This is a genomic window from Pseudomonas sp. TUM25319, from assembly GCF_056388475.1.
This window is the reverse complement of sequence record NZ_CM150751.1, coordinates 3,490,408-3,517,213: the sequence shown is the minus strand read 5'-3', so window position 1 is coordinate 3,517,213 and position 26,806 is coordinate 3,490,408. Positions and strand designations below refer to the sequence as shown.

Here is a 26,806-nt window from a genome sequence, read left to right as displayed (position 1 = left end):
GGTCAGTGTCCGGCCAGGCTGATGGCATCGGCGGGAGCGCGACGGGCGCTGGCCCGGGCCAGCAACAACACCAGCAGGCTGAACCCCGCGAGGAACATGCACCAGGCACTGGCGCCCTGCTCGGCCAGGCTGCCGGCCAGGGGCGTGGCCAGCGCGCTCACCGACAACGGCAGGCCACCCAGCAACGCGGCGGTCGAGCCCAGGGCTTCGCGTTGCGAAGCCATTGCCAGGGACATCAAGGTCGATTCGGCGATGCCCAGGCCAAACAACGCGATGAACATGCCGGTCGCCACCAGTGCCAGGCCGACGCCGAGGACCGCCGCCAACGCCGACACTGCCGCACCGATCACCATCGCCACGACCCCGGCCACGGCCAGTGGCGCAACCCCGACCCGCTCGACCAGGCGGCTGCAGGTCATCGCCCCCAGCAGCACCGCGATGCCGGTCACGCCAAACACCAGGCCGAAGGTATCCGGCGCCAGACCGTACTGTTTCTGGTAAACCAGCGCAGCGCCGCCGATGTAGGCGAACAGGAAGAAGAACACCGCCGTCAGCGCCAGGGCCGGAATAAGGAAATTGCGGTCAGCAAGGATGCGCCGGTAGCCACGCAGCACCCGTCCCGGCGTGAGCGGCAAGCGTTTTTCCACGGGCAGGGTTTCCGGAAGGTTCACCAGGCTATTGAGCAGCGCCAGCAGCCCCAGCCCGGCCAGCAACAGCATCACGCCGCGCCAGCCGTAATGGGCATCCACCTGCCCGCCCAGCGCAGGCGCCAGCACCGGCGCCAGACCTTCGATGGTCATCAGCAAGGCGAACAACTGAGCGGCGCGAGGCCCCTCGGCCACGTCGCGCACCGTGCTCATGGCGACCACCAGCGTCAGCGCCGCCGCCAGCCCTTGCAACAGGCGGGCAGCCAGCAACATGCCGATGCTCGAAACCGAAGCGGCCCACAACGCGGCGACGATAAACGCCAGCACACCCGCCAGCAGCGGCCTGCGCCGGCCATAAGCATCCACCACGGGGCCGAACAGCAACTGACCGGCACCCACCGCCAGCAGGAACACGGTCAGGGTCAACTGTACCTGGGCGTAGGAGGTACTCAACTCCTGGGCCATATGCGGCAGCGACGCCAGGTACATATCGATGGCCGAAGGACCGAGGATCGCAATCAAGGCAAGGGAGGCGGCCAGCCGCATCCCGGTTGCAGAGGGTGTCATGGAAGCACCTTGTCAAATTCGAGTGAGGAAAAAATCGCCTACCGATCGGTAGGTAGCTTTCCGGCGCGACGATAAACGCTCTGCGCGCATTTGGCTAGGGGTGATAGCTCACAAAAGCGCTGGCCCGGTCAATATTGACTAACAGGCACTCGCTCCCCACGATGGCGCGGCCTCTATGAACCGCGCCACACACCTGGGAAGCACCCATGCAGCATGAGCATGACTATCTGAGCGTCGGACCTGCGGAGCTGGAAGGCACCACGCTCGCAGCGCTGATCGCCCGCCAGAAAAAACCGCTGCGGGTCTGCGATGTCGACTTCAGCGAGCACGACTTTTCACGAATGAACCTGAGCGGCGTGCGTTTCGAGCGCTGCCTGTTTCACGGCGCGGATTTCACCGCAGCCGATCTGTCCAACAGCCAATGGCATAGCTGCCGGGCTGCCCATGCGGTGTTTCGCTCGGCTGTCCTGGAAGAGGCCCGCTTCGTCAACTCGGACCTGAACAACACGGCCTGGCAGCGCAGCAAGCTGGCGCATGCCGCGTTCGACGGCTGCAAACTGACCGGTGCCAGCTTCGCCGACAGCGCGACGCTGGGGCTTGCCTTCAGGGACTGCGTGCTGCGCAGCGCCTGCCTTTCGGGCATTTCCTTCTACAAGAGCGAGCTGTACAACCTCGACTTCGCCGATGCCGACCTGAGCTACTGCGATTTCCGCCACGCGGTGTTCACCGAAGGCGGCAGCCTCACCGCCGCACGGGTCAACAACGCCCGCTTCGACGGTGCCGACCTGCGCGAAGCGAGCCTGCACGGGTTGCGCCTGGTCGATGCCAAGTTGTTCAAGGGTGCGACCATCTCCCGTGCGCAGGCCAGCATGTTGCTCGCCGGGCTCGGGTTGCAGGTGCTGTAGCCTCGACCCGGCGGTCACCAGCGGCTATCGTGTGGCACGTTGCAGCCATAACAAGATCGCCGTGCCCCCCCCTGGAGCGGCACGCCAAAGGGAGCCGTACATGACCCGGACCAGCGCGCACACCCGCCCGAGCGAACTCGCGGCCTTCGTCAACGAGCACTTTCCCGGGCGCCGAATCAGTCCGGACGGCGTGATTGTCCAGTCCTGGTATCGCAGCGTCATGGAGCACCGGCTCGATCCCGCCACCGCCACCCGCCTCGATATCCTGTGCGCCGACGATATCCGTCGCCATCAGCAGCAGCACCAGCAGTACCTCGATATCGCCAGCCAGGGCGTCAGTGGCCTGGCCCGGCGCGTGGTACCGGCAGGCTTCGCCGTGCTGCTCAGCGACGAGCACGGCATTACCCTCGATGCCCGCCTGCCACGGGAGCACGAGCCTTACGTCCGCTCGGGGCTGGTGGTGGGCGCGCGCTGGGACGAGTCGATCGCCGGTACCAACGGCATCGGTACCACCCTGGCAGCAGCCGAACCCCTGATCATCCACCGCGACGAACATTTCCTTACCGCCAATGCGCGGCTGAGTTGTTCGGTGGCGCCCATTTTCAATGCCCAGGGCCTGTTGCAGGGTTGCCTGAACGCCACCTGCCTGAACAGCGACGGCCCCAAGGAAAGCCAGTACCTCACGCTGCAACTGGTGATCCTGTACGCCCGTCTGATCGAGAACGCGCACTTTCGCCAGAGCTTCCGGGACTGCCTCACCCTCTCGCTCAAGCCGATCGACGAGATCGCCGACCTCGCCAATGAGCAACTGCTGGCGGTGGACGACAGCGGCCGGGTGATCGGCGCCAATCGCGCCGCCTTCGTCACCCATGACCTGGTGGGGGGCCGCAACCTGCTGGGTTCGCTGATCGACCAGTTACTGCCCATGAACGTCGACGAGTTGCTGCGCCTCACCAACGGCGGTGCCCGTGGCCTGCGCCTGCGTGCCCGGCACGACGAAACCCTGCTGGACCTGAGCCTGCGCATTCCCTCCGGGCAGCACCGCGCGATGCCGGCGCCGGCCAGGACGCCACGTTCCCGTCATCCCGACCTGGAACAACTGGCCGGTGCCGACCCGGCGTTGCAACAGTCGGTGCGGCGCCTGCGCAAGGTCATCGACAAGGACATCGCCATCCTGATTACCGGCGAAACCGGCACCGGCAAGGAAGCCTTCGCCCGAGCCATTCACCACGCCAGCGCCCGCCGGGCCGGCCCCTTCATTGCCCTCAATTGTGCAGCGATCCCCGAAAGCCTGATCGAGAGCGAACTGTTCGGCTACCGCGGCGGCAGCTTCACCGGTGCCGAGAAAAAGGGCATGAAGGGCAAGCTGGAACTGGCCAACGGCGGCACGCTGTTTCTCGACGAGATCGGCGACATGCCGTCTCATCTGCAAACGCGACTGTTGCGGGTGCTGGCCGAACGCGAGATTTCCCCGATCGGCGCCCAGGCTCCGGTAGCCCTCGATGTCCAGGTGATCTGCGCCACCCACCAGGACCTGCAGGGCATGCTGCGCGACAAGGGCTTTCGCGAGGACCTGTTCTATCGTCTCAACGGCATGAACCTGCGCCTGCCGCCCCTGCGCGAGCGCAGCGACCGTGCCCAACTGATCCAGTCCCTGCTCGACAGCCAGGCCGATGCCCATGGCCTCCAGCTCACCGAGCAGGCCCGGCAGTGTCTGCTCGATGCGCCCTGGCCCGGTAATATCCGCCAGTTGCTCAATGTCCTGCGCTACGCGGTGGCACTGGCCGAGGACGGCTGTATCGATCTGGACTGCTTGCCCGGCGAGCTGTTGCACAGCCACAGGCCGGCACTTGCGGTCCGCTCGCCCGCAAGCAATGAACCACAGGCGTCAGGCCTGCTGGAGCTGCTACGCCGGCATCGCTGGAATATCAGTGCCGCGGCGAGCGAACTGGGGGTTGCCCGCTCGACCCTCTACCGGCAGATGAAAAAGCACCATCTGGTGCAACCCAACGACCGTTTCTGAACCCCCATGAAAAACGCACGGACCGCATAAGCGATCCGGGCGTTTTCAATCAACCGTCAGTCAGGCCTGGATGTACACCACATGGCTGTGGGTGTACTCGTACAACCCGTGCTTGCCGTCGGCGCCGCCGATACCGGACTTGCGTGTCCCGGCGTGGAAACCCTGCATGGCCTCGAAGTTCTCGCGGTTGATGTAGGTCTCGCCGAAGTCCAGCGACCGGGTGGCCTGCAGCGCCGCACTGAGGCTGCCGGTGTAGATCGACGAGGTCAGGCCGTATTCGCTGTCGTTGGACAACGCGATGGCCTCGTCGAGGTCATCGACGATCTGGATCGGTAGCACCGGGCCGAAGATCTCCTTGCGCATGATCTCCATATCCGCCGAGCAGCCCGCCAGCACCGTTGGCTGATAGTGGAAGCCCTGGCCCAGGTCGGCCACCGCGCCGCCGGTGATGACCTGCGCGCCCTGCTCGCTGGCGGTGCGCACCATCTGCGCCACCTTGTCCAGCGCCGCACGGTTGATCAGCGGTCCCATGTCCAGGCCGCTTTCGGCCAGCGGATCGCCGTAACGGGTCGCCGCCATGGACGCGGCGATGCGCTCGATAAAGGCATCGGCCACCTTGCGCTCGACATACACCCGCTCGGCGCAGTTGCACACCTGCCCGGTGTTGATCACCCGCGAGGCGGTGATGGCCTTGACCGCCAGATCCAGGTCGGCGTCAGCCAGGACGATGGCCGGCGCCTTGCCGCCCAGTTCCAGGTTGAGCTTGGTGATGTTCGGTGCCGCTGCGGCCATGATTCGCGAGCCAGTACCGACGCTGCCGGTGAAGCTGATCAGGTCAATGCCCGGATGGCTGCTCAGCGCATGGCCGACCGTTGCCCCCGTGCCGCAGACCACGTTGAACACGCCGGCGGGCAGATCGGTCTCGGCCACCAGGCGGGCGAACTCGAAGCAGTTGATCGGTGTTTCTTCGCTCGGCTTGATCACGATGGTGTTGCCGGTCAGCAGCGCCGGCGCCATCTTGCGGGCGATCAGGAAGAACGGGAAGTTCCACGGCAGGATACCGGCGACCACGCCCAGCGGCTTGCGCAGCAGGAAGATGCTTTCGCCGGGACGGTCGCTGCTCAGCACTTCACCTTCCAGGCGTCGCGCCCACTCGGCCATGTAGTCGAGGTAGTCGGCGGTGAAGTTCACCTCGACCCGGGCCAGTTCCAGCACTTTGCCCTGCTCGGCCGTGATGACCCGTGCCAGGCGCTCGGCCTGCTCGCGCACCTTGCCGGCGATAGTACGCAGATAGCCTGCGCGCTCGATGGCCGGGCGTGCGGCCCAGGCCTTCTGCGCCTGACGTGCCGCGGCAATGGCCTGCTCGACCTCGGCGTCGCTGCCCTGGGGCACGCGTCCGAGCAATTGGCCGTTGGCCGGGTTGTGCACCTCGATATGCTCGCGGCTTTCGACGAACGCGTTGGCGATGTAGTTCTGGTAGATGGCGTCACTCATGTCCACGTCTCTCTTGTCGGGAATGGCACGACCGGCCGGCAACGCTGCCGACCGGCCGGTGGCTTAGTGCTTGCTGCTGAACTGCTTCCACGCCTCGCCTTCGTGCTGCAGGTCGTGGGAGCGCTTGATCAGGTACTGGTGGATCTGGTCGACCTGTTCCGGGGTGAAGGCGTCGGCGAAGGACGGCATGCCATCGGGCACGCGGCCGCCAAACAGGATGCCGAGGAACATCTGGTGTTTCTCTGGCGTCAGCTTGCGCAGGTCCGGCAGCACGCCACCGCTGACCGCGTGGATGCCATGGCACTGCGAGCAATAGCCGTCATACAGCTTGCCGCCGGCGTCGATGGCCGCCGTGTCGGTGCTCAGGGGCGGCGGCTTCGGGGTGTCGGGACGCGGTGCCGGCTCCTGCAGTTTCGCCGTGCCGCCGATCTTGTAGGTCAGCACCTGGGAGAACGGCTGCACCCCGGCCCGCAGCGACAACGCCCCGGCGAAGGTCGAGAACGCGCCGCCCCAGCCGGCCATGAAGGTCACGTACTGTTCGCCATCGACGCTGTAGGTGATGGGCGCCGCCATCACCCCGCTGGCGGCCGGTTGCTCCCAGAGCTTCTGGCCGGTGTCGGCGGCATAGGCGATGACGCGGCCATCGGCGCTGCCTTCGAACACCAGGTTGCCGGCGGTGCTCAGGGTGCCGCCGTTGAAGATGGTCACGTAGGGCACTTCCCAGGCCGGCTGCTGCTTGACCGGGTCCCAGGCGATCAGCTTGCCCGACCAGCCCTTGGCCATTTCCAGCAGGCCGTCGACGTTCTCCGGCATCATCCCGGTGCGCAGGCCCAACTGATACATGCTCTTGAACGGATTACGCTTCGGCGCTTCCGGAATGTGCTCGTAGTAGGCCGACATGATGTGGGCCGGGATGTACACCAGCCCGGTGTTCGGGTTGAAGGACATCGGCTGCCAGTCGTGGGCGCCCCAGAAGGCCGGCGTCACCAGCTTGCGCTTGCCGTCCTTCCAGTAGGCGGCGTTTTCGTCATCGACGATGGGCCGGCCGGTCTTCATGTCCATGCCTTTGGTCCAGCTCTGCGGCACGATGCCCTTGGCCGAGAGCAGCTCGCCGGTGGCCCGGTCGATGACATAGAAGAAACCGTTCTTCGGCGCCTGCATCAGCACTTTGCGCGCTTTGCCGTCGATCGGCAGCTCGGCCAGGATCATGTGCTGGGTCGCGGTGTAGTCCCAGGCATCGCCCGGCGTGGTCTGGTAGTGCCACACATACTCGCCGGTGTCGGCATTGACCGCGACGATGGACGACAGGAACAGGTTGTCGCCCTTGGCCTGGCTGCGCCATTTCGGGTCCCACAGCGAGCCGTTGCCGACGCCGATATACAGCAGGTTCAGCTCCGGGTCGAAGGCGAACGAGTCCCAGGCCGTGCCGCCACCGCCCTGCTCGACGAAGGCATCGCCGTGCCAGGTCTTGGCGGCGATCTCCATGCCCTTGCCTTCCGGCGGCAGCTTGGGATCGCCCGGCACGGTGTAGAAGCGCCAGGCCTGCTTGCCGGTTTCGGCATCGTAGGCAGTGACGTAGCCACGCACGCCGAACTCGGCGCCGCCGTTGCCGATCACCACCTTGCCATTGACCACCCGAGGTGCGCCGGTGATGGTGTAGCTGCGTTTGTGGTCAGCGCGGGTATCGACCGACCAGGCCAGCTTGCCGGTCCTGGCGTCGATCGCCTCCAGACGTCCGTCGAGCACGCCGACGTAAACCTTGCCCTTCCACACCGCGACCCCTCGGTTGACTGCATCGCAGCAGGCTTCGCCAGCGCGGTTGCGGTCCGATTGCGGGTCGTATTTCCAGATCAGCTTGCCGTCACGGGCGTCCAGCGCATACACCACCGAGAACGGCCCGGTGGTGTACATCACGCCGTCGACCACGATGGGCGTGGCCTCGACGCCGCGATCGAGGTCGAGCTTGTAGCTCCACGCCAGGCCAAGCTGGCCGACGTTCCGATCGTTGATGTCCTTGAGCGGGCTGTAGCGCTGTTCGTCGTAGGTGCGCCCGGTGCTCATCCAGTTGCCGGGTTCCTGGTCAGCGGCAATCAGGCGCTTGCTGTCGACGTTGGCCGGCACCTCGGCGGCCAGGGCGGGGGTGGCGGCCAGGCTCAACAACAACGCGGCAGCCAGGGATTTCAGGGGAATGCCGGCACCGCTGGAACGCGTACCGGAAAGCGAGGCATGGCCAATCTGTCTCATGGGGTTAGTCCTGTTCTTATTAGTGGCGCGACCGTTTCGTTGCGCCCAAGGGACAGAGCAACCGCTGTGCCAGCCGCCTTCGACAGGCCTGGATCCCCCTATCCATGAGGGTTTGAGCGAATGACCACTGCGTGGAAGAAGCACAGGCGAGCGCTACAGGTGTAGCGGGCGGCGCTACAGTCGCAGGTCAGCTGTAGTGCGGTGCCGGGCAGAAGCGCCGGGCACGACATGAACAAATCTTCATATTCCGCGCCAGTTCCCGGCCAGCGGGAGCGGCAGCCGATCGCGACACTGATCCGGGCGCCGGCCAGGTTGAGCCCAGGGAACAGGTTGCGTAGCATCCCCGCCCCCGGCCGCTGCGCGGTCCACCTGCGGACCGACCCGAGCCCGACGCCCCATGCCCAACCCTATTCCCCTCAAGGACCACGAAAAGGAACACCGCCTGGTCAACCGCCGGCTGCTGGCCTGCGCCGCGCTGGTGTGCAGCCTCTGCGCCGTGCTGGTGGGCCGGCTCTATGTGCTGCAGGTGATCCAGCACGACCAGCAGACCGCCGTGTCGGAAAACAACCGCGTGCATGTGCTGCCGATCGCCCCGCCCCGCGGCCTGATCTACGACCGCAACGGCGTGGTACTGGCCGACAACAAGCCCAGCTTCGACCTGACCATGACCCGTGAGCGCGCCGGCGACTCGGCGAAAGTGCTCGATACCCTCACCGAAGTGCTGGGCCTGGGCGAGGAAGATCGACGGCAGTTCGACAAGGACCTGCGCCGCAGCCGCAAGCCGTTCGAGCCGGCGACGCTGATGGTCGGCCTGACCGAAGAGCAGATCGCCCTGATCGCGGTCAACCAGTTCCGCCTGCCCGGCCTGGAGGTGGAGCCGCAGTTCATCCGCGAGTACCCGCTGGCGGCGCACTTCGCCCATTCGGTGGGCTATGTCGGACGGATCAACGAGAAAGAAACCAAGACCCTCGACAACACCGAGTACCGCGGTACCCAGTCGATCGGCAAGACCGGCGTCGAGCGCTTCTACGAAAGCCAGTTGCATGGCCATGTCGGCTACGAGGAAGTCGAGACCAACGCTCAGGGCCGGGTGATGCGCGTCCTCAGGCATCAGGACCCGGTGCCGGGCCAGGATATCGTGCTCAGCCTCGACGCCCACCTGCAGGTGGCGGCGGAAAAGGCCCTGGGCGACCGCCGTGGCTCGGTGGTAGTGCTCGACCCCGCCAACGGCGACGTGCTGGCGATGGTCAGCAACCCCAGCTTCGACCCCAATCCCTTCGTCAAGGGCATCAGCTTCAAGGAATACGCCGCCCTGCGCGACTCGGTCGACCGCCCGCTGTTCAACCGCGTGCTGCGCGGCCTGTATGCGCCCGGCTCGACGGTCAAGCCGGAAGTGGCCATCGCCGGCCTCGACAGCGGTGTGATCACCCCCGGTAGCCGGGTGTTCGACCCCGGCTACTACGAGTTGCCCAACTACGACCACAAGTACCGCAACTGGAACCGCAGCGGCGACGGCTGGGTCGACCTGTACACCGCCATCATGCGCTCCAACGACACCTACTTCTACGACCTGGCGCACAAGCTCGGCATCGACCGCCTGCACGACTACATGGCCGAGTTCGGCCTGGGCCAGAAGGTTTCGCTGGACATGTTCGAAGAAGCACCCGGGCTGATGCCCTCGCAGCAATGGAAGCGCGCCACGCGGCGCCAGGCCTGGTTCCCGGGAGAAACGCTGATCCTCGGGATCGGCCAGGGTTACATGCAGGTCACCCCGCTGCAACTGGCCCAGGCCACCAGCCTGCTGGCGAGCAAAGGCGTGTGGCACCGTCCGCACCTGGCACTGAGCGTCGGCGGCGAAGCCCCGGTCGATCCCAACCCGATGCCCAATATCGTGCTGCGCGACCGCCACGCCTGGGACCAGGTCAGCCAGGGCATGCAGATGGTCATGCACGACCCGCGCGGCATTGCCCGCGCCGCTGCCGCCGGTGCCCAGTACCGGATTGCCGGCAAGAGCGGCACGGCGCAAGTCGTGGCGATCCGCCAGGGCGAGCGCTACAACCGCAACAAGACCCTCGAACGGCACCGCGACAACGCCCTGTTCGTCGGCTTTGCCCCCGCCGAGCACCCCAGCGTGGTGGTGGCGGTGATGATCGAGAACGGCGAGGCCGGCGGCCGGGTGGCCGGGCCGGTGGTGCGCGAGGTCATGGATGCCTACCTGCTGGACGACCAGGGCCACCTGAAGGCGCAGTTCGCCGGTGAGGCGGCGCCCCGACAGACGCCACACACCTAGAAAACAAAACGCCGCGCCGCGCAGCCACGTCAGATGACGTGACCACGCGGCGCGGCGTTGTCAGGCGTTAACGGTCAGACCGCCAGCGCGCGCTCACGCAGCTCGATATTGAGGATGCGATCGTTCTCGCTGTAGTCGACCGGAACGTCGATCACGTGCACGCCCGGGGTCTTGATGCAGTGCTCCAGCAGCGGCAGCAGACCTTCGGCGCTTTCCACACGATGGCCGTTGGCACCATAGGCTTCGGCGTACTTGACGAAGTCCGGGTTGCCGTAGTCCAGGCCGAAATCGGTGAAGCCCATGTTCGCCTGTTTCCAGCGGATCATGCCGTAGCCGTCGTCACGCAGGATTACCACGGTGACGTGCATGTTCAGGCGCACGGCGGTTTCCAGTTCCTGGCTGTTCATCATGAAGCCGCCGTCGCCGCACACGGCGATCACCGGACGGTTCGGGTAGACCAGGTGCGAGGCCATGGCCGATGGCAGGCCGGCACCCATGGTCGCCAGGGCGTTGTCCAGCAGCACGGTGTTGGGCTTGTGCGCCTTGTAGTTACGGGCGAACCAGATCTTGTAGATGCCGTTGTCCAAAGCGACGATGCCTTCGGACGGCAGGGCGCGACGGATATCGGCGACCAGACGCTGCGGGTAGACCGGGAAGCGGTTGTCGTCCTTGCCTTCGGCGATCTGCGCTTCGTTGGCTTCGCGGATCGCCATCAGGCGGGTGAAGTCCCAGTGCGACACGTCGCCCAGGCCTTCGCCGATCTGCCAGACGGCGTTGGCGATGTCGCCGATCACTTCGATCTGCGGGAAGTACACGGCATCGACTTCAGCGGAGCGGAAGTTGATGTGGATGACTTCGGTGCCGCCACGGACCATGAAGAACGGCGGCTTCTCGATCACGTCGTGACCGATGTTGATGATCAGGTCGGCGGCCTCGACGGCACGGTGGACGAAGTCACCGGAGGACAGCGCCGCGTTGCCGAGGAAGCGCGGGTTGCGCTCGTCGACCACACCCTTGCCGAGCTGGGTGGTGACGAACGGGATGCCGGTCTTCTCGATCAGTTGCTCGAGGACCTTGGCGGTCATCTTGCGGTTGGCGCCAGCGCCGATCACCAGGATCGGGCTGCGCGCGGTGCGCAGCTTGTCGATGGCCGCGTCGATGGCCACGTGCTCGGCCAGCGGACGGCGGTGCAGGCTTGGCGGGATCGGCAGGACGTCGGTCTGCTCGGCGGCGATGTCTTCCGGCAGTTCCAGGTGCACCGCGCCCGGCTTCTCTTCCTCGGCCAGACGGAAGGCTTCACGCATGCGCGACGGGATGTTGTCGGCGGAGGCGAACTGGTGGGTGTACTTGGTGATGGGGTCCATCATTGCGCACACGTCGATGATCTGGAAGCGGCCCTGCTTGGACTTCTTGATCGGCTTCTGGCCGGTAATCATCAGCATCGGCATGCCGCCCAGGTAGGCGTAGGCACCGGCGGTCACCAGGTTGGTCGCGCCAGGGCCCAGGGTCGACAGGCTGACGCCGGTCTTGCCGGTCAGGCGGCCATAGGTAGCGGCCATGAAGCCCGCGGACTGCTCGTGGCGGGTCAGTACCAGCTTGATCTTCGACTTGCGCAGGGATTCCAGCAGGTCGAGGTTTTCCTCACCGGGAATGCCGAACACATACTCGACACCTTCGTTTTCCAGGCATTGCACAACGACATCGGCGGCCTTGGCCATCTTGCTTGCTACCTCAAATGGGATTGCACGGGTTTGAGTGTCGACCGGTCAGCGCGGAGCACTGACGTCAGTCTGTCCGGTCGCCAGCAAAGCGGCACGGACGAAGTCTTGACGTAAGCAACGCTCGATAAAGTCACTTACAAAGACGGCGGCATTGTCGCACCTTTTCGGCACCGCCATGGCTTGACGAATGGCAGTAAATGCACCGTTCAGCACCCGATAGCGGGAATCGGCCGCCGCAACCTTCTCCAGCGGCTGGCGTACACCCGCCGCGGCGTCGAGGTTTTGCTCGATGAACAGGTCCACGGCGCCGGCAGAAGTGCCTGCCCGCGCAAGCTCAGCGTGCTGCAGGGTGCGGCTGAGAAACAGGTCGTAGGCCGCGCCCTCGCCCACCGCCAGGCGCAGTCCGGGCTGGTCGAGTTGTCCCACCTGTTGGAACGGCGCGTCTTTTTTCACCAGGTAGGTGCCTTCGATCAGCACGTAGGGGGCGCTGAAATGGATCTGTGCCTCGCGCACCGGCTCGATGGCGAGGAAGGCGACGGTCCAGGCGTTGTCTTCCAGCGCGGCGAAGACTTTGCCCGCGGCATCGAAGGTGCGCATTTCCAGGGTCACGCCCAGTTCTTCGGCCAGGGCCTTGGCCAGCGCTACCGAGACACCCTGGGGTTCGCCGTCCGGACCGCGCTGGGCCAGGACCGGGTTACCGAAGTTGATGGCGGCGCGGAGGATGCCGTCGGGGGCGAGTTCAGTGAGGATGGCGGGGGTTACTGGGGGCATCTGCATGACTCCGACATTGATGTTGGACTTTCTGACCTCATCGCTGGCACCGCCAGCTCCCACAGATCCGGCGGTGCACACGATCCTTGTGGGAGCCGGCGTTGCCGGCGATAGGGCCCTGAGGGCTTACCAGATCGGCAAGGTATAGGAAACGATCAGACGGTTCTCGTCCGCGCCACGGGCAAAACTGGAACGATAAGCCGCATTGCGCCACTTGACCCCGACATTTTTCAGCACACCGGACTGGAACACATAACCCAGGTCGGTGTTGCGCTCCCATTCGTGGCCCGCAGCGCTGGCTGTGGCAGCTTCGGCGTGGTCGCCCTTGACGTAGCGGCTCATGAAAGTCAGGCCCGGAATGCCGATGGCGCTGAAATCATAGTCATAGCGCGCCTGCCAGGACCGCTCCCCCGGTTCGGCGAAATCGTTGATCTGGATGTAGTTGGCCAGGTACGGGTCGGTGCCGTTGATAAAGGGCATCGAGGTGGAACCGTTCATTTTCTGCAGCCCCAGTCCCAGGGAATGCCCGGCCAGGCTGTAGGTGACCAGCCCGCTCAAGGCGCCGCTGTCGATCCGCCCACCACGGGCCGCGCCGCTGTCGTCACTGCGCATGTAGCGCAGGTCGCTCTTGAGCTTGCCCGGTCCGAGGTTGACGGTGTGCACTAGGCCGAGGAAGTGCTGGCGGTAGACCTCTTCCAGCTCGGCATACTGGTAGCTCAGCACCACCTGCTTGCCGAGGGCGTAGTCGGCACCGCCGATCAACAGCGCATCGCCATCGGCGGCGCTGCTGAAACGGCGGTTCTTGTTGTTCAGGGTCAGGCCCACGGCGTTGGTGGAGTCACGGTCGGTCATGCGCTCGAAACGTGCGCCGGTGAGCGTCAGCCCCTCCACTTCCTTGACTGTCAGCAGGCCGCCGTCGAAGGTCTGCGGCAGGATGCGCCCGGTGTTGGCCTGCAGGGTCGGCAACTTGGGGATCAGGGTGCCGTACTTGAGCTCGCTGTTGGACACCCGCACCTTGGCGGTCAGCCCGACCCGGCCGAATTCATCGGCCGCACGGCCGTCGTCATGGGTCGGCAGCAGGCCGGAGCCGGTGCGGTCGGGGCTGGAGTCGAGCTTCAGGCCGAGCATGCCCAGGGCGTCGAGGCCAAACCCGACGGTGCCGGCGGTGTAGCCCGAGCGCAGGTCGAGGATAAAGCCCTGAGCCCACTCCTCGCGCTTGTTCTGCCCGGTGCCGTCGCGGAAATCGCGGTTGAAGTAGTAGTTGGACAGTTGCAGGCTGGCCTTGCTGTCTTCGATGAAACCGGCGGCGCTGGCGGTGCCGGCGGCCAGGCAGGGAGACAGGGTGAGCAGGGTCTTGATGATGTTCTTGTTGTTGTGCATCGACAGGTCTCTTTTTATGGGCATAGGGCAGCCAAGGCCCTTGGGATGGGGCCTGGCGCAGAGAAACATGTGGGATTCGAGGGCCTCATCGCCGGCAACGCCGGCTCCCACGCTGTGGGAGCTGGCTTGTCGGGGTCCAAACCGCATCGATGGCGCTGGTCAGTGCGCCGAGGCCGCTACAGGCTCACCAGGCTCTTTGTTGCTGACCCGCATCAGCGCGGTCATCAGGAAGGCGATCGCCAGCAGCGCACTGAGAAACAGCAGGCCGGTGGCCGCGCTCTGGCTGTTGCCCTTGACCACGCCGATCATCGACGGCCCGACGAAACCGCCGAGGTTGCCGATGGAATTGATCACGGCGATGGACACCGCCGCCGTGGTGCGGTCGAGGAACAGGGTCGGCAACGCCCAGAACGGTGACTTGAAGCTGTACAGGCCGGACAGCGCGATACAGATCATCGCCATCGACAACACCGGGCTGCCCAGCATGCCCGCCCCCACCAGCCCGAGGGCCGCCACCAGCAGCGGGATGGCCGAATGCAGCTTGCGCTCGTTGCGGCGGTCGGAACTGCGCGACCAGACCACCATGGCCACCGTGGCGACGATGTACGGCAGCATCGCGATCAGGCCAATCTCGGTGTGGGTCAGGCTGTCGGAGAAGCCCTTGATGATCTGTGGCATCCAGTAGCCGACACCCAGGCTGCCGCACTGGTAGACGAAGTAGATGAACGCCAGGTACAGCACCTTAGGGTTGGTCATGGTCTTCATCACGCCAAGGCTCTTGACGTTCTTGCGGCTCTGGCGGTCGCGCTCGAGCTCGGCCAGCAGCCATTCCTTCTCCTCCGGCTTCAGCCATTTGGCCTGCTCCGGCCGGTCGGTGAGGAAGAAGTAGCAGGCAATGCCCAGCAGCACGGCGGGGATGCCTTCGAGGAACAGCATCCAGCGCCAGCCGCTCCAGTCGAACCACTTGACGTTATCCATGATCCAGGTGGAAAGCGGCGCGCCGATGATGTAGCTGACCGGGATCGCTGCGGTGAACAGGGCGACGGTGGTCGCCAGTTCCCTGGAGCGGAACCAGTAGGTCAGGTAGACGATGATCCCCGGGAAGAACCCGGCCTCGGCCACGCCCAGCAAGAAGCGCAGGACGTAAAGCTGGTTGGCGCTCTGGGCGAAGGCCGTCGCGGCGGCAATGGCGCCCCAGGTGACCAGGATCCGGGCGATCCACACCCGCGCCCCGTATTTGTTGAGCATCACGTTGCTCGGCACTTCGAAAAGGAAGTAGCCGATGAAGAAGATCCCGGAAATGAAGCCGAAGGCCTCGCTGGTCAGGGCCAGTTCCTTGTTCATCTCCAGCGCGGCGTAGCCGATGTTGGCCCGGTCCAGGTAGGAGACGATGTATAGCAGGAACACGAAGGGGATGATCCGCCAGGTGATCTTGCGGACTATCGCGTGTTCATCAAGTGTCTTGTTGTTGTTCATGGCGACCTCTGGGAGAGCAAGCTTGCGCCTGTCTCGTGCGTTTTTATAGTAACCGGGCCGAAACCCGGGTAGATCAGGCAGAAAAAACCATGCACACCGGGCTGCCGGTGGCGATCGAGAAGCCGTTGGGGGTAAGGCGCCCGCTGTCGCCGTCGATGGACAGGGCGACGATGGTGTCGCTGTCTTCGTTGAGCACGAACAGGAAGCGCTGGTTGGGCGTCAGGGCGAAGAACCGCGGCGTGCGGCCCAGGCTTGGCGCGAACTGCAGCGGGCTCAGCAAGCCGCTGCTGGTGTCGATGGCGAACACCGCGACGCTGTCGTAGCCGCGGTTGGAGGCGTAGAGGAAACGTCCGTCGCGGCTCACTTCGATCTCCGAGGCGCGGCTGTTGCCGGTGAAGGTCGAAGGCAGCGACGGCAGCACCTGCAACGGCGTCAGGGCACCGCTGATCGTGTCGAAGCGGTAGCTGGTGACACTGGAGTCCAGCTCGTTGATGGCAAAGGCCAGCGCGGCCTGCGGGTGCAGCGCCACATGACGGGGACCCGCGCCCTCGCGGCTGGCGACAAAGGCCTGGTCGGTAGGCAGCAGACGGCCGTTGTCGAAGCGGAAGGTGAACAGCCGGTCCAGGCCCTTGTCCGGTACCAGGACGAACCTGCCGCTTGGGTCGAACGGATTGAAATGGGGCTTGGCGAAGGGTTGTTCGTCGCGGTGCGGACCCACCGGGCCGTGCAGCGCCAGCAGTTGCTGCAGACCTCCCAGCGCGCCGTCTTCCTCGATTGCCAGCACCGCCAGGGTGCCGCTGAGGTGGTTGGACACCACCAGGAAGCGCTCGCTCGGGTCCAGTGCCAGGTGCACCGGGTTCTTGCCCTCGCAACTCTGCCGGTTGAGAAAGGTCAGCCGGCCGCTGGCTTTGTCGACACAGAAGGCGCTGACTTCGCTGCGGTCACCGTGCACCGTGTACAGGCGGTCACCGGCGCGGTTGAGGGCGAGGAAGGACGGGTTGACCAGATCCTCGACGAGCTGGATGAGCTCGAGGCGGCCCTGTTCCTGATCGAGGGCGAAGACACTGATGCCATCGCCCCGGGCGTTGCGTTCGCGGGTGGTGCGGGAGCCGACGTAGGCAAACATGGAATTACTCCGGAATCGTTGTTGTTCTTCAGGGCCTCATCGCCGGCAATGCCGGCTCCCACCAGGGTCAGGCTCTGCGCGAAACCTGTGGGAGCCGGCGTTGCCGGCGATTGCAGGCGACACTAGGCCTTGGTCCTGGCCACAACCTTGCGCACCACATAGGGCAGCACTCCGCCATGGCGCAGGTAGCTGATCTCCTGCTGCGAATCGATGCGCACGCCGAGCTCCACCTCTTCGCACCGGCCATCCGCCCGGCGAATCACCAGCAACACCGGGTTGTCGCCGACCCGCAGGTCATCCAGGCCGACGAAATCCAGCGCCTCGCTGCCATCGAGCTGCAGGTCTTCCACCCCCTGTCCGTCACGGAACTGCAGCGGCACCACGCCCATACTAATCAGGTTGCTACGGTGAATACGCTCGACGCTGCGCGCCACCACCGCCCTGACGCCCAGCAGGGCCTGGGCCTTGGCCGCCCAGTCACGGCTGGAGCCGGCGCCGTAGTTGATCCCGGCGAAAACCACCAGCGGCGTGCCGGCGTAGGTCTTGGCTGCTTCGTACAGCGGCAGCACCTGCTCATGGTCGGCGCTGCGCGCCCAGGCGCCCTGCCCCGGCTGCACGTCACCGAGCAGCAGGTTCTTCACCGATTTGTTGGTAAAGGCGCCACGCAACATGACTTCGTGGTTGCTGCGCCGGGTCGAGTACTGGTTGAGGTCCTGCGGGTCTTCGCCGCGCTCCAGCAGCCACTGGCCGGCCAGGCTGTTGGCCGGGATCGCACCGGCTGGCGAGATATGGTCGGTGGTGACGTTGTCGCCCAGGACCATCAAGGCGCGGGCGCCGCTGATCGCCAGGCTGCTTTTCGGCTCGGCCTGGATATCTGCCAGGTACTGCGGGCGACGCAGGTAGGTGGATTGCGGGCTCCACGGAAACTGCACGCTGCCCTCGGCCGACAGTGCCTGCCAGTGATGGGTGCCGTCCCAGACCGTGGCCAGGCGCTGCCGGAAGAATTCCGGCTTGAGCACCCGTGCCACTTCCGCGGCCACCTCAACATCGCTCGGCATCAGGTCATGCAGGAAGACCGGGCGACCCGCGCGGTCCTGCCCCAGGGCATCGCGACCGAGGTCGATGGCAATGCTGCCGGCAATGGCGTAGGCCACGCACAGCGCCGGGGACGCCAGGTAACCGGCGGGGATTTTCGGGTTGACCCGACCTTCGAAGTTACGGTTGCCCGAAAGCACCACCACGCCCTTGAGGCCCTGATCGGCGAAGGCTTCGACACGCTCCTCGAGCTTGCCGGAGTTGCCGATGCAGGTCATGCAGCCGAAGCCGGCAAGGTCGAAGCCGAGGGCGGAGAAGTCTTCCAGCAACCCGGCTTCGCCCAGGTAATCGGCCACCACCTGCGAACCGGGCGACAGCGAGGTCTTCACCCAGGGCTTGCGCTGCAGACCGAGGGCACGGGCACGCCGGGCCAGCAGGCCGGCCTGGATCATCAGCGAGGGGTTGGCGGTATTGGTGCAACTGGTGATCGCCGACATGACTACGGCGCCATGGCTGATCGCCTGGCCAAAGGACGGCTCGAAAAACTCGGCCGCGGCAGGCCCGGCGATCAACCCTTCGCCACCCAGCACTTCCTTGCGGAACGACGCCCCGGCGGCCGACAGCGACTGGCGCTGGTGCGGCTGGTGCGGCCCGGCGACGCTTGGCTCGATGCTCGCCAGGTCCAGCTCGATCAGTTCGTCGAACTGCGGCTGCGGCAGGTCGTCCCGGCGCCACAGAGGCTGGGCCGTCATATAGGCGACGACCTGGCGGCACAGTTCGGGCGAACGCCCGCTGAGCGTGAGGTAATCCAGGGTCTGATCGTCGAACGGGAAGAACACCACGGTGGCGCCATACTCCGGCGCCATGTTCGACACCGTGCCACGGGCGCCCCAGTCGATGCCAGACAGGCCCGGGCCGGTGAATTCGACGAACTTGCCCACCACCGAGCGCCGGCGCAGGACCTCGGCCACCCGCAGGGCCAGGTCGGTTGCCGTCACACCGGGGCGCAAGGCATTGGTCAGGCGGATGCCGATCACCTCGGGAAAACTGATCGGTACCGGCTCGCCAACCATCGCCGCCTGCCCTTCCAGCCCGCCGACACCCCAGCCGAGCACGCCGATGGCGTTGATCATCGGCGTGTGGCTGTCGGTGGCGACCATGTCGTCCGGGTGCAGCAGACGCCGGCCGTCGGCCGTGCGGCTTTCCCAGACCACCTTGGCCAGGGCTTCCATGTTCATCTGGTGGATGATCCCGGTGCCGGGCGGGATCACCCCGAAGTTGTCCAGGCTCTTCTGCGCCCACTTGATAAAGCGGTAGCGCTCGCTGTTGCGGCGGAAGTCGATATCCAGGTTGGCCTCGACCGCATCGGCCTCGGCATAGCGCTCGACGATCACCGAGTGATCGATGGTCAGCACTGCCGGGATCAGCGGGTTCATGGCCTGCGGATCACCGCCCAGCTCGGCCACCACGTCACGCATGCCGGCGAAATCGGCCAGGGCAGGCAGGCAGGTGGTGTCATGGAACATCAGGCGGTTGGGCTGGAACGGCACCTCGCAGGCCGGGCCCTCGCCGATGGCGCGCAACAGCACCGACGGCAGCGCCTGCGGCGAGCAGCGCGCGACGTTCTCCAGGAGGATGCGGATCGAATACGGCAAGCGCGCCAGAGCCTCCGCGCCCAGCAGCTTGTGCAGGTCGACGTAGGCAAAGCTCTGCTGGTCGATCACCAGGGTGGAAAGAAGGTCGCGGGCTGTCTCGGTCATGCTGCTCATCGCTCGGCTTTTTATGATGTTCACGGGCCGGGCAAGGCCGTAAACCCGTTTATGGGGCCGATACTAGGAGCAGCAGGACGGGATGAAAATTGATCAATTACCACGGCAGCGTTCTCCGATGGAGAACGCTCGCAACGGTCAGGCGCCAGACAGTTTCAGGTGATCGATGAAGGTGCGCAGGGTCGGTGACGCCGCGTCGTACTTGCGAAACACCAACAGCAATGAGCGCTTGGCCCAAGGTTCGGCCAGGGCCACCGCCTTGAGCCCGTGGCTGCGCTGGTATTGACTCACCACACTGCGCGGCAGCACCGCCACGCCCAGGCCGCTGGACACCAGGCGGCACATGCAGTCGAAGCTGCTGATGCGGATACGCAGACGCAGCGGCAAACCGAGCTGCTCGGCCTCGTGGGTGAGCAGACTGTGCACCGAACTTTCCAGGTGCGGCCCGACGAACTCATGCTCCAGCGCCTCGCGAAACGGCACCGACTTGCGCCCCGCCAGCACATGCCCGGCGGGCACCACCAGCACCAGTTCGTCGTCGCGGTACGGCAGGGTTTCCAGGCCCTGGGCGGCGGTCTGCACGGCAATGATGCCGAGGTCGGCACGACCGTCGGCCACCGCCCGCACCACCGCCGAGCCGACCCGTTCCTCGATGTCGAAGCGGATCTGCGGGTACAGCTCGGCGAAGCCGGCGACATCCTGGGGCAGGAACTGCGACAGCGCCGAGGTGATGGCATGGATGCGGATATGGCCCTTCACGCCGCTGGCGTAGTCGCTCAGTTCGGTGTCGAGTTGAGCCAAGGTCTGCTTCAACTGCCGGGCGTAGAACAGCAGCGATTGCCCGGCCGGGGTCAGCTCGACGCCGCGGGCATTGCGGATCAGCAGCGGCGAACCGATCTGCGCCTCCAGCTCGCTGATGCGCTTGCTGATGGCCGACACCGCCAGGTGCTTGATGCGGGCAGCGCGGGTGAGGTTGCGCTCCTGGGCGACGGTGATGAACAGGTCGAGGCTGGTGAGGTCGTAGCGCATGGTCGGGGCTCGGCCGGGTCGGGGGCGGTGAGTCTAGGGCATTTTTGCAGGCTGCGGGGTGTCAGTGGCGGCCTCATCGCTGGCGACGCCAGCTCCCACAAGGTCAACTGTTCTAACCAACCCGTGGGAGCCGGCGTTGCCGGCGATGAAGCTCACCCGCCAAACACAATCCCCGTGCGCGCCGCCGCATTGCGGATATGGTCCTGCATCGCCTTCTGCGCCGCGCTCGCCGAGTGTCTGCTCAGCGCACGGAGGATCTTGCGGTGTTCCTGCCAGGTCTCCATCGCCCGCTCCGGACGAATGAACGGCAGTTTCTGGCTTTCGGCGAAGATCGCTTCGCTGGAGGTGACGATATGCAGCATCGCCCGGTTGCCGCTGGCTTCCAAGAGGCGCCGGTGAAACGCGAAGTCCAGCTTCGCCGCCGCCTCGAAACGGCCGGCACGCAGTTGCTCGCGCATGGCCTCGACATTGGCCGCCAGTTCGTCCAGGTCGTCAGCGGTCAGGGCATTGGCCGCCTGTCCCGCCGCGAAGCCTTCCAGCACGTAGCGCAGCTGGAAGGTGTCCGCCGCGCCGATCTGCTGGGCAAACGGCCAGGAAAACCAGGACGACTCCGATGCGGCGTCCACCTTCGCGCCCTGGACGAACACGCCCTTGCCTGCCTGCACGCTGACCACCCCCAGCGCACTGAGCGACGACAGCGCCTCGCGCAAGGACGCGCGGCTGACCCCCAGTCGTTCGGCCAGGTCGCGCTGGGATGGCAAGGCATCGCCGGCCTGGTAACCGCCTTCGCGAATCAGTTGCTGGATGGCCTGCACGGCCTGCTCAGGAACAGCGCTGCGGGTGGGTGTTTCGAGCATGTGGTCAGACCCGTCGGAACGAAAGATTCGCTGTTTTACGTCCTTTCCCGCACCTGACGCAAGTTTGGCCCCAAACTGGCGCAGCCCCGTAAACATTGCCTTTTCTCGGGGCAATTACGATTCAAGCGGACCGGCGACAACGCCCAACTGTTCAGACCAGTAATACCGCGAAAACCCGCGTCCCCCGGTTATTTCGTAGGACTTTTCCGCGCATGGCACGCCGGCTGCAATGGCCCGGACACTCGATTCAGCCCATTGATCCGCCATGAGGTAATGACCATGTCCAAACTCCGCTCCCTTCTGCTGGCCACCCTCCTCTGCGGCGGCGCCCTGAGCGCCCAGGCCGATGTGCTCGGCGATATCAGCCAGCGCGGCGTGCTGAAAGTCGCCGTGCCCCAGGACTTCCCGCCGTTCGGCTCGGTCGGCCCCGACCTCAAGCCCCGCGGCCTGGATATCGACACCGCGCAACTGCTGGCCGACAAGCTCGGCGTCAAGCTGGCCCTGACCCCGGTCAACAGCACCAACCGTATTCCCTTCCTGACCACCGGCAAGGTCGACCTGGTGATTTCCAGCCTCGGCAAGAACCCCGAGCGCGAAAAAGTCGTGGACTTCTCCAAGCCTTACGCACCCTTCTACCTCGCCGTGTTCGGCCCGCAGGACAGTGCCGTCGACAGCGTCGAGGCGCTGGCCGGCAAGACCATCAGCGTCACCCGCGGAGCCATCGAAGACATGGAGCTGAGCGCCGTGGCCCCGCAAGGCACCACCATCAAGCGCTTCGAAGACAACAACTCGACCATCGCCGCCTACCTGTCCGGCCAGGTCGACCTGATCGCCAGCGGCAGCGTGGTGATGGCCGCCATCGCCGAGAAGAACCCGAAGAAAGTCCCGGTGCTCAAGGTCAAGCTCAAGGACTCACCGGTCTACGTCGGTATGGCCAAGGAGCAGCCGGCGCTGCTGGACAAGGTCAACGGCATCCTCGCCGAGGCCAAGGCCGACGGCAGCCTCAACCGCAACGCCGAGAAATGGCTGAAGCAACCGCTGCCCGCCGACTTCCAGTGAGCCCGCGCCCATGGCTTATCAATTCGATTTCGCCGCGGTCCTGGCCCAGGGTGACCTGCTGCTCAAGGGCGCGCTGTTCACCCTGGAGCTGACCCTGATCGGCACCGTGGCCGGCGTTGCCCTGGGCATCGTCGGCGCGGTGGTCCGGGCCTGGAGCCTGCGGCCGTTCAACTGGCTGTTCGCGGTGTACGTGGAACTGATCCGCAACACCCCGTTCATCGTCCAGTTGTTCTTCATCTTCTTCGGCCTGCCGGCGCTGGGCGTGCGCATGACCGAGTGGCAGGCCGCGGTGCTGGCGATGGTGATCAACCTCGGTGCCTATTCCACCGAGATCATCCGTGCCGGCATCCAGGCCATCCCAAGGGGTCAACTGGAAGCCGCCGCGGCCCTGGCCATGAGCCGCGCCGAGACCTTCCGCCATGTGATCCTGCGTCCGGCCCTGGCCAAGGTCTGGCCGGCGCTGTCGAGCCAGATCGTGATCGTCATGCTCGGTTCGGCGGTGTGCTCGCAGATCGCCACCGAGGAGCTGTCGTTCGCCGCCAACTTCATCCAGTCGCGCAATTTCCGTGCGTTCGAGACTTACCTGCTGACCACCCTGATGTACCTGCTGATGGCCATCGGCGTCAGGCAGTTGCTCAACCTGCTGGGCCGGCGCTTCATCCTGAGGAGGGGCTGATGGATTTCACCTTGTGGGACATCGTCCGCAACCTGCTCACCGGCCTGCAGTGGACCCTGCTGCTGTCGCTGGTGGCCTTTGCCTGCGGCGGTCTGGTCGGGCTGCTGATGCTGGTGGCGCGGATCTCGGAAAACGGCACGCTGCGGGTTCTCAGCCGCGGCTATATCGAGCTGTTCCAGGGCACCCCGCTGCTGATGCAACTGTTCATGGTGTTCTTCGGCATCGCCCTGTTCGGCATCGATGTCTCGGCCTGGGTTGCCGCGGCGGTCGCCCTGACCCTGTTCACCAGCGCCTTCCTCGCCGAGATCTGGCGCGGCTGCGTGGAGTCGATTCCCCGCGGCCAGTGGGAAGCCAGTTCGAGCCTTGCGCTGAGCCGCTACGAACAACTGCGTTACGTGATCCTGCCGCAAGCGCTGCGCATCGCCGTGGCGCCGACCGTGGGCTTCTCGGTGCAGGTGGTCAAGGGCACTGCGGTGACCTCGATCATCGGCTTCACCGAGCTGACCAAGACCGGCGGCATGCTCGCCAATGCCACCTTCGAACCTTTCCTGATCTACGGCCTGGTCTCGCTGGGCTACTTCATTCTGTGTTTTCCATTGTCCCTGGGTGCCCGCTACCTGGAGAGGAGGCTGCATGCCGCTGGTTAGAGTGTCCGCGTTGCACAAGTACTACGGGAACAACCACGTGCTCAAGGGCGTCGACCTGAGCATCGAACAAGGCGAGGTGGTGGCGATCATCGGCCGCAGCGGCTCGGGCAAGAGCACCTTGCTGCGCACCCTCAACGGCCTGGAGTCGATCAACGACGGCGTCATCGAAGTGGACGGCGAATACCTCGATGCCGAGCGCGCCGACCTGCGCTCGCTGCGGCAGAAAGTCGGGATGATCTTCCAGCAGTTCAACCTGTTTCCGCACCTGAGCGTCGGCGAGAACGTCATGCTCGCCCCGCAACTGGTGAAGAAGACGCCCAAGGCCGAGGCGCGCCGACTGGCGCAGACGATGCTCGACCGGGTCGGCCTGGGCAACCGCTTCGACGCGTTCCCCGACCAGTTGTCCGGCGGCCAGCAGCAACGGGTGGCGATCGCCCGCGCCCTGGCGATGTCGCCGAAGGTGCTGCTGTGCGACGAAATCACCTCGGCGCTGGACCCGGAACTGGTCAGCGAAGTGCTGAGCGTGGTGCGTGAACTGGCCCGTGAAGGCATGACCCTGGTGATGGTCACCCACGAAATGCGCTTCGCCCGTGAAGTGGGCGACAAGCTGGTGTTCATGCACCAGGGCAAGGTGCATGAGATGGGCGATCCGAAGGTGTTGTTCGATGCGCCGCAGACGGCGGAGCTGGCGAATTTCATTGGCAGTGTGGCCTAGCCTCAAACCGCTCCCCGGGCGCCCTCTTCCAGCGTCTTCCACAACCGCCGCATGGTCGGGTTCTGGTTGGCGTGGGCGCACCAGGAGCGGATCTCCAGACGCGTGCTCCACTCCTCGCCGCCGGCCCTGACCAGCTTGCCCCGCTCCAGCTCATCGACCACCGCACTCTGCGGCAACCAGGCCACGCCGTGACCGTCCATGGCCATGCGCATCAGCAGCATGGCCATGTCGGCTTCATAGCAGCGCTCCAGTGAACAGGCGGTCGGGCCGTTCTTGATGACGATGTCGGCCACCCGCCCCAGGAAGGTGGTGGCGGTGTAGGCCAGGTGCGGCACCGGTCGTGCCGAACTGCCCGGCAGGCGGAAGCGCGGCTGGCCATGGGCATCCGGGGCGCACAGCGGCAAAAACACATCATGGCCGAGGGTCAGGCTGCCGAAGCGCGCCGAGTCCATCAGGATCGGTGCCAGCGGATGGTGATAGACGATCATCAGGTCGCAACTGCCTTCTTCCAGGGCGATCACCGCGTCATGGATGTTGGCTGCCACCACCCGCGCACTGAACTGGCCGTTGCGCGGCTGGAACTGGTTGAGCCATTTCGGCAGGAACGTCATGGACAGGCTGTGGCCGGCCGTCACCTGGATCGAGCGACCCGGCATGCGCTCCACCTCGCGCAGCGCCGAACGTAGCTTGAGCAGCCCGTCGAGGGCTTCGCGGCCTTCGTCGCAGAAAATCCGTCCGGCGGCGGTGAGCTGCACCGGGTAGGTGCCACGGTCCACCAGCTCGACGCCGACCCACTCCTCCAGCGAGCGAATACGCCGCGACAGCGCCGACTGAGTGACACAGCGCACCTCGGCAGCCCGGGAAAAATTCTTCCACTCGGCAATCGCCAAGAGATCGTCCAGCCATTTGATCTGCATACCGTCACCTCGCTGCGTGGCGGCAGTGTACTGCGCGCGTGCCCCGCGTCAGCAGCGATTTCAGCGAACTATTCCAAAAGCGCATGGGCTGATCGGGATTACTCATCAAGCCGCCCGGCATCCCTCCCTAGAATCCGGCCAATCGCACAACAACAAGAGGACCGCTCCGTGAAGAACAACCGACTTCCGCGCCGCATCGCCTTCGGTATCGCCCTCGGCGTGCTGACCGGCTGGGCCTGCCATCATTTCGCAGGGAGCGAACAACAGGCGAAGGACATCGCTGCCTACTTCTCCATGGTCACCGATATTTTCCTGCGCCTGATCAAGATGATCATCGCACCGCTGGTGTTCGCCACCTTGGTCGGCGGCATCGCCAGCCTGGGCAACTCCCGCTCGGTAGGCCGCATCGGCCTGCGCGCCATGGCCTGGTTCATCACCGCCTCGGTGGTGTCCCTGAGTATCGGCATGGGCCTGGTCAACCTGTTCCAGCCCGGCGCCGGACTGAACATGGACATCAGCCAGCACGCCACCACGCCGCTGGCGGTCAACACCGGCGATTTCAGCCTCAAGGTGTTCATCAGCCACGTGTTTCCGCGCAGCTTCGCCGAGGCCATGGCCAACAACGAGATCCTGCAGATCGTGGTCTTCTCGCTGTTCTTCGGCTTCGCCCTGGCGGCGGTGAAACGCGCCGGCTACACACGGATCAGCGACAGCATCGACGAACTGGCAAAAGTGATGTTCCGCATCACCGACTATGTCATGGCCCTGGCGCCCATCGGCGTGTTCGCCGCCATTGCCTCGGCGATCACGGTCCAGGGCCTGGGTCTGCTGCTGGACTTCGGCAAGCTGATCGCCCAGTTCTATCTCGGCATCGGTCTGCTCTGGGTCGTGCTGTTCGGCGCGGGCTACCTGTTCCTCGGGCGCAGCGTGTTCACCCTCGGCAAACTGATTCGCGAACCGATCCTGCTGGCCTTCTCCACCGCCAGCAGCGAGTCGGCCTACCCCAAGACCATGGAAGCCCTGGAAAAATTCGGCGCGCCGAAGCGGGTATCGAGCTTCGTCCTGCCGCTCGGGTACTCCTTCAACCTCGACGGTTCGATGATGTACCAGGCGTTCGCGATCCTGTTCATTGCCCAGGCGTACAACATCGACCTGAGCTTTACCCAGCAGGTGCTGATCCTGCTGACCCTGATGATCACCAGCAAAGGCATGGCCGGCGTGGCCCGGGCGTCGGTGGTCGTGGTCGCGGCGACCCTGTCGATGTTCAACCTGCCGGAAGCCGGCCTGCTGCTGATCCTCGGTATCGACCAGTTCCTCGACATGGCTCGCACCGCCACCAACGTGGTGGGCAACAGCATCGCCACGGCGGTGGTAGCCAAGGCCGAGCCTCATGAAGAACCGGCAGACGAGCCTGCCCCCGCTCCCCAACCCGCGCCCGCCGTGGCCTGAGGGCACAAC

Annotated in this window: 20 protein-coding genes; 8 read left to right on the top strand and 12 right to left on the bottom strand. The window is 65.4% G+C overall.

The window, feature by feature from the left end:
- Positions 1-2: 2 nt before the first annotated feature.
- On the bottom strand, positions 3-1,214 hold the full coding sequence (locus tag AC05QJ_RS16455; RefSeq protein WP_476742384.1) for a multidrug effflux MFS transporter: 1,212 nt from the start codon (positions 1,212-1,214) through the stop codon (positions 3-5).
- Positions 1,215-1,420: 206 nt separating this feature from the next.
- On the opposite strand from AC05QJ_RS16455, the gene AC05QJ_RS16450 reads away from it, so the two are divergent.
- Together AC05QJ_RS16450 and AC05QJ_RS16445 are read left to right on the top strand one after the other, a co-directional pair.
- Positions 1,421-2,119, top strand: coding sequence for a pentapeptide repeat-containing protein (locus tag AC05QJ_RS16450; RefSeq protein ID WP_476742383.1), 699 nt, complete (start codon positions 1,421-1,423; stop codon positions 2,117-2,119).
- Between the two features lie 100 nt (positions 2,120-2,219).
- Positions 2,220-4,142, top strand: coding sequence for a sigma-54-dependent Fis family transcriptional regulator (locus AC05QJ_RS16445; RefSeq protein WP_476742382.1), 1,923 nt, complete (start codon positions 2,220-2,222; stop codon positions 4,140-4,142).
- 60 nt (positions 4,143-4,202) lie between these two features.
- Here the strand turns inward: AC05QJ_RS16445 and aldA are convergent, their stop codons facing one another.
- Both aldA and AC05QJ_RS16435 read right to left on the bottom strand, forming a co-directional pair.
- Complete coding sequence (gene aldA / locus AC05QJ_RS16440) at positions 4,203-5,636, bottom strand: aldehyde dehydrogenase (protein WP_476742381.1); 1,434 nt, start codon at positions 5,634-5,636, stop codon at positions 4,203-4,205.
- Between the two features lie 63 nt (positions 5,637-5,699).
- On the bottom strand, positions 5,700-7,880 hold the full coding sequence (locus AC05QJ_RS16435) for a PQQ-dependent dehydrogenase, methanol/ethanol family (RefSeq protein WP_476742380.1): 2,181 nt from the start codon (positions 7,878-7,880) through the stop codon (positions 5,700-5,702).
- 397 nt (positions 7,881-8,277) lie between these two features.
- Here AC05QJ_RS16435 and mrdA point away from each other — a divergent pair, with 397 nt between their 5' ends.
- Positions 8,278-10,170: a penicillin-binding protein 2 gene (gene mrdA, locus AC05QJ_RS16430; protein WP_476742379.1), complete on the top strand. Its 1,893-nt coding sequence runs from the start codon at positions 8,278-8,280 to the stop codon at positions 10,168-10,170.
- 74 nt (positions 10,171-10,244) lie between these two features.
- Here mrdA and AC05QJ_RS16425 read toward each other — a convergent pair whose 3' ends face one another.
- From AC05QJ_RS16425 to AC05QJ_RS16390, 8 genes are all read right to left on the bottom strand, one after another.
- Positions 10,245-11,888, bottom strand: coding sequence for an acetolactate synthase large subunit (locus AC05QJ_RS16425; protein ID WP_476742378.1), 1,644 nt, complete (start codon positions 11,886-11,888; stop codon positions 10,245-10,247).
- 48 nt (positions 11,889-11,936) lie between these two features.
- The gene (locus tag AC05QJ_RS16420; RefSeq protein ID WP_476742377.1) at positions 11,937-12,662 is read right to left on the bottom strand and encodes a transporter substrate-binding domain-containing protein; all 726 of its coding nucleotides are present in this window, start codon (positions 12,660-12,662) and stop codon (positions 11,937-11,939) included.
- A gap of 126 nt (positions 12,663-12,788) precedes the next feature.
- On the bottom strand, positions 12,789-14,042 hold the full coding sequence (locus tag AC05QJ_RS16415; protein ID WP_476742376.1) for an OprD family porin: 1,254 nt from the start codon (positions 14,040-14,042) through the stop codon (positions 12,789-12,791).
- Positions 14,043-14,201: 159 nt separating this feature from the next.
- Positions 14,202-15,518, bottom strand: coding sequence for an MFS transporter (locus AC05QJ_RS16410; RefSeq protein ID WP_476742375.1), 1,317 nt, complete (start codon positions 15,516-15,518; stop codon positions 14,202-14,204).
- 73 nt (positions 15,519-15,591) lie between these two features.
- The gene (locus AC05QJ_RS16405) at positions 15,592-16,644 is read right to left on the bottom strand and encodes a lactonase family protein (RefSeq protein ID WP_476742374.1); all 1,053 of its coding nucleotides are present in this window, start codon (positions 16,642-16,644) and stop codon (positions 15,592-15,594) included.
- A gap of 122 nt (positions 16,645-16,766) precedes the next feature.
- The gene (gene acnA / locus AC05QJ_RS16400) at positions 16,767-19,439 is read right to left on the bottom strand and encodes an aconitate hydratase AcnA (RefSeq protein WP_476742373.1); all 2,673 of its coding nucleotides are present in this window, start codon (positions 19,437-19,439) and stop codon (positions 16,767-16,769) included.
- Positions 19,440-19,586: 147 nt separating this feature from the next.
- A complete protein-coding gene (locus AC05QJ_RS16395) occupies positions 19,587-20,477 on the bottom strand; it encodes a LysR family transcriptional regulator (protein ID WP_476742372.1) in 891 nt (296 codons plus the stop codon).
- A gap of 152 nt (positions 20,478-20,629) precedes the next feature.
- Positions 20,630-21,334, bottom strand: a complete 705-nt coding sequence (locus tag AC05QJ_RS16390; protein WP_476742371.1) for a FadR/GntR family transcriptional regulator — start codon at positions 21,332-21,334, stop codon at positions 20,630-20,632.
- Positions 21,335-21,613: 279 nt separating this feature from the next.
- On the opposite strand from AC05QJ_RS16390, the gene AC05QJ_RS16385 reads away from it, so the two are divergent.
- From AC05QJ_RS16385 to AC05QJ_RS16370, 4 genes are read left to right on the top strand one after another with little or no spacing between them, the layout of a single operon-like run.
- Complete coding sequence (locus tag AC05QJ_RS16385; RefSeq protein WP_476742370.1) at positions 21,614-22,393, top strand: transporter substrate-binding domain-containing protein; 780 nt, start codon at positions 21,614-21,616, stop codon at positions 22,391-22,393.
- Between the two features lie 10 nt (positions 22,394-22,403).
- Positions 22,404-23,069: an amino acid ABC transporter permease gene (locus tag AC05QJ_RS16380; RefSeq protein WP_476742369.1), complete on the top strand. Its 666-nt coding sequence runs from the start codon at positions 22,404-22,406 to the stop codon at positions 23,067-23,069.
- Positions 23,066-23,716 carry an amino acid ABC transporter permease gene (locus AC05QJ_RS16375; RefSeq protein WP_476747953.1) on the top strand — a complete coding sequence of 217 codons (651 nt, stop codon included), beginning with the start codon at positions 23,066-23,068 and terminating at the stop codon, positions 23,714-23,716. Before AC05QJ_RS16380 ends, AC05QJ_RS16375 begins: the two co-directional genes overlap by 4 nt.
- Entirely contained in the window at positions 23,703-24,431 is a 729-nt protein-coding gene (locus AC05QJ_RS16370; protein WP_476742368.1) for an amino acid ABC transporter ATP-binding protein, read from the top strand. The genes AC05QJ_RS16375 and AC05QJ_RS16370 overlap by 14 nt, the downstream gene beginning before the upstream one ends.
- A 2-nt stretch (positions 24,432-24,433) precedes the next feature.
- Here AC05QJ_RS16370 and AC05QJ_RS16365 read toward each other — a convergent pair whose 3' ends face one another.
- Positions 24,434-25,348: a LysR substrate-binding domain-containing protein gene (locus AC05QJ_RS16365; RefSeq protein ID WP_476742367.1), complete on the bottom strand. Its 915-nt coding sequence runs from the start codon at positions 25,346-25,348 to the stop codon at positions 24,434-24,436.
- 168 nt (positions 25,349-25,516) lie between these two features.
- Between AC05QJ_RS16365 and AC05QJ_RS16360 the strand changes: the two genes are divergently transcribed.
- Positions 25,517-26,797 carry a dicarboxylate/amino acid:cation symporter gene (locus AC05QJ_RS16360; protein WP_476742366.1) on the top strand — a complete coding sequence of 427 codons (1,281 nt, stop codon included), beginning with the start codon at positions 25,517-25,519 and terminating at the stop codon, positions 26,795-26,797.
- The last annotated feature ends 9 nt before the right edge of the window (positions 26,798-26,806 follow it).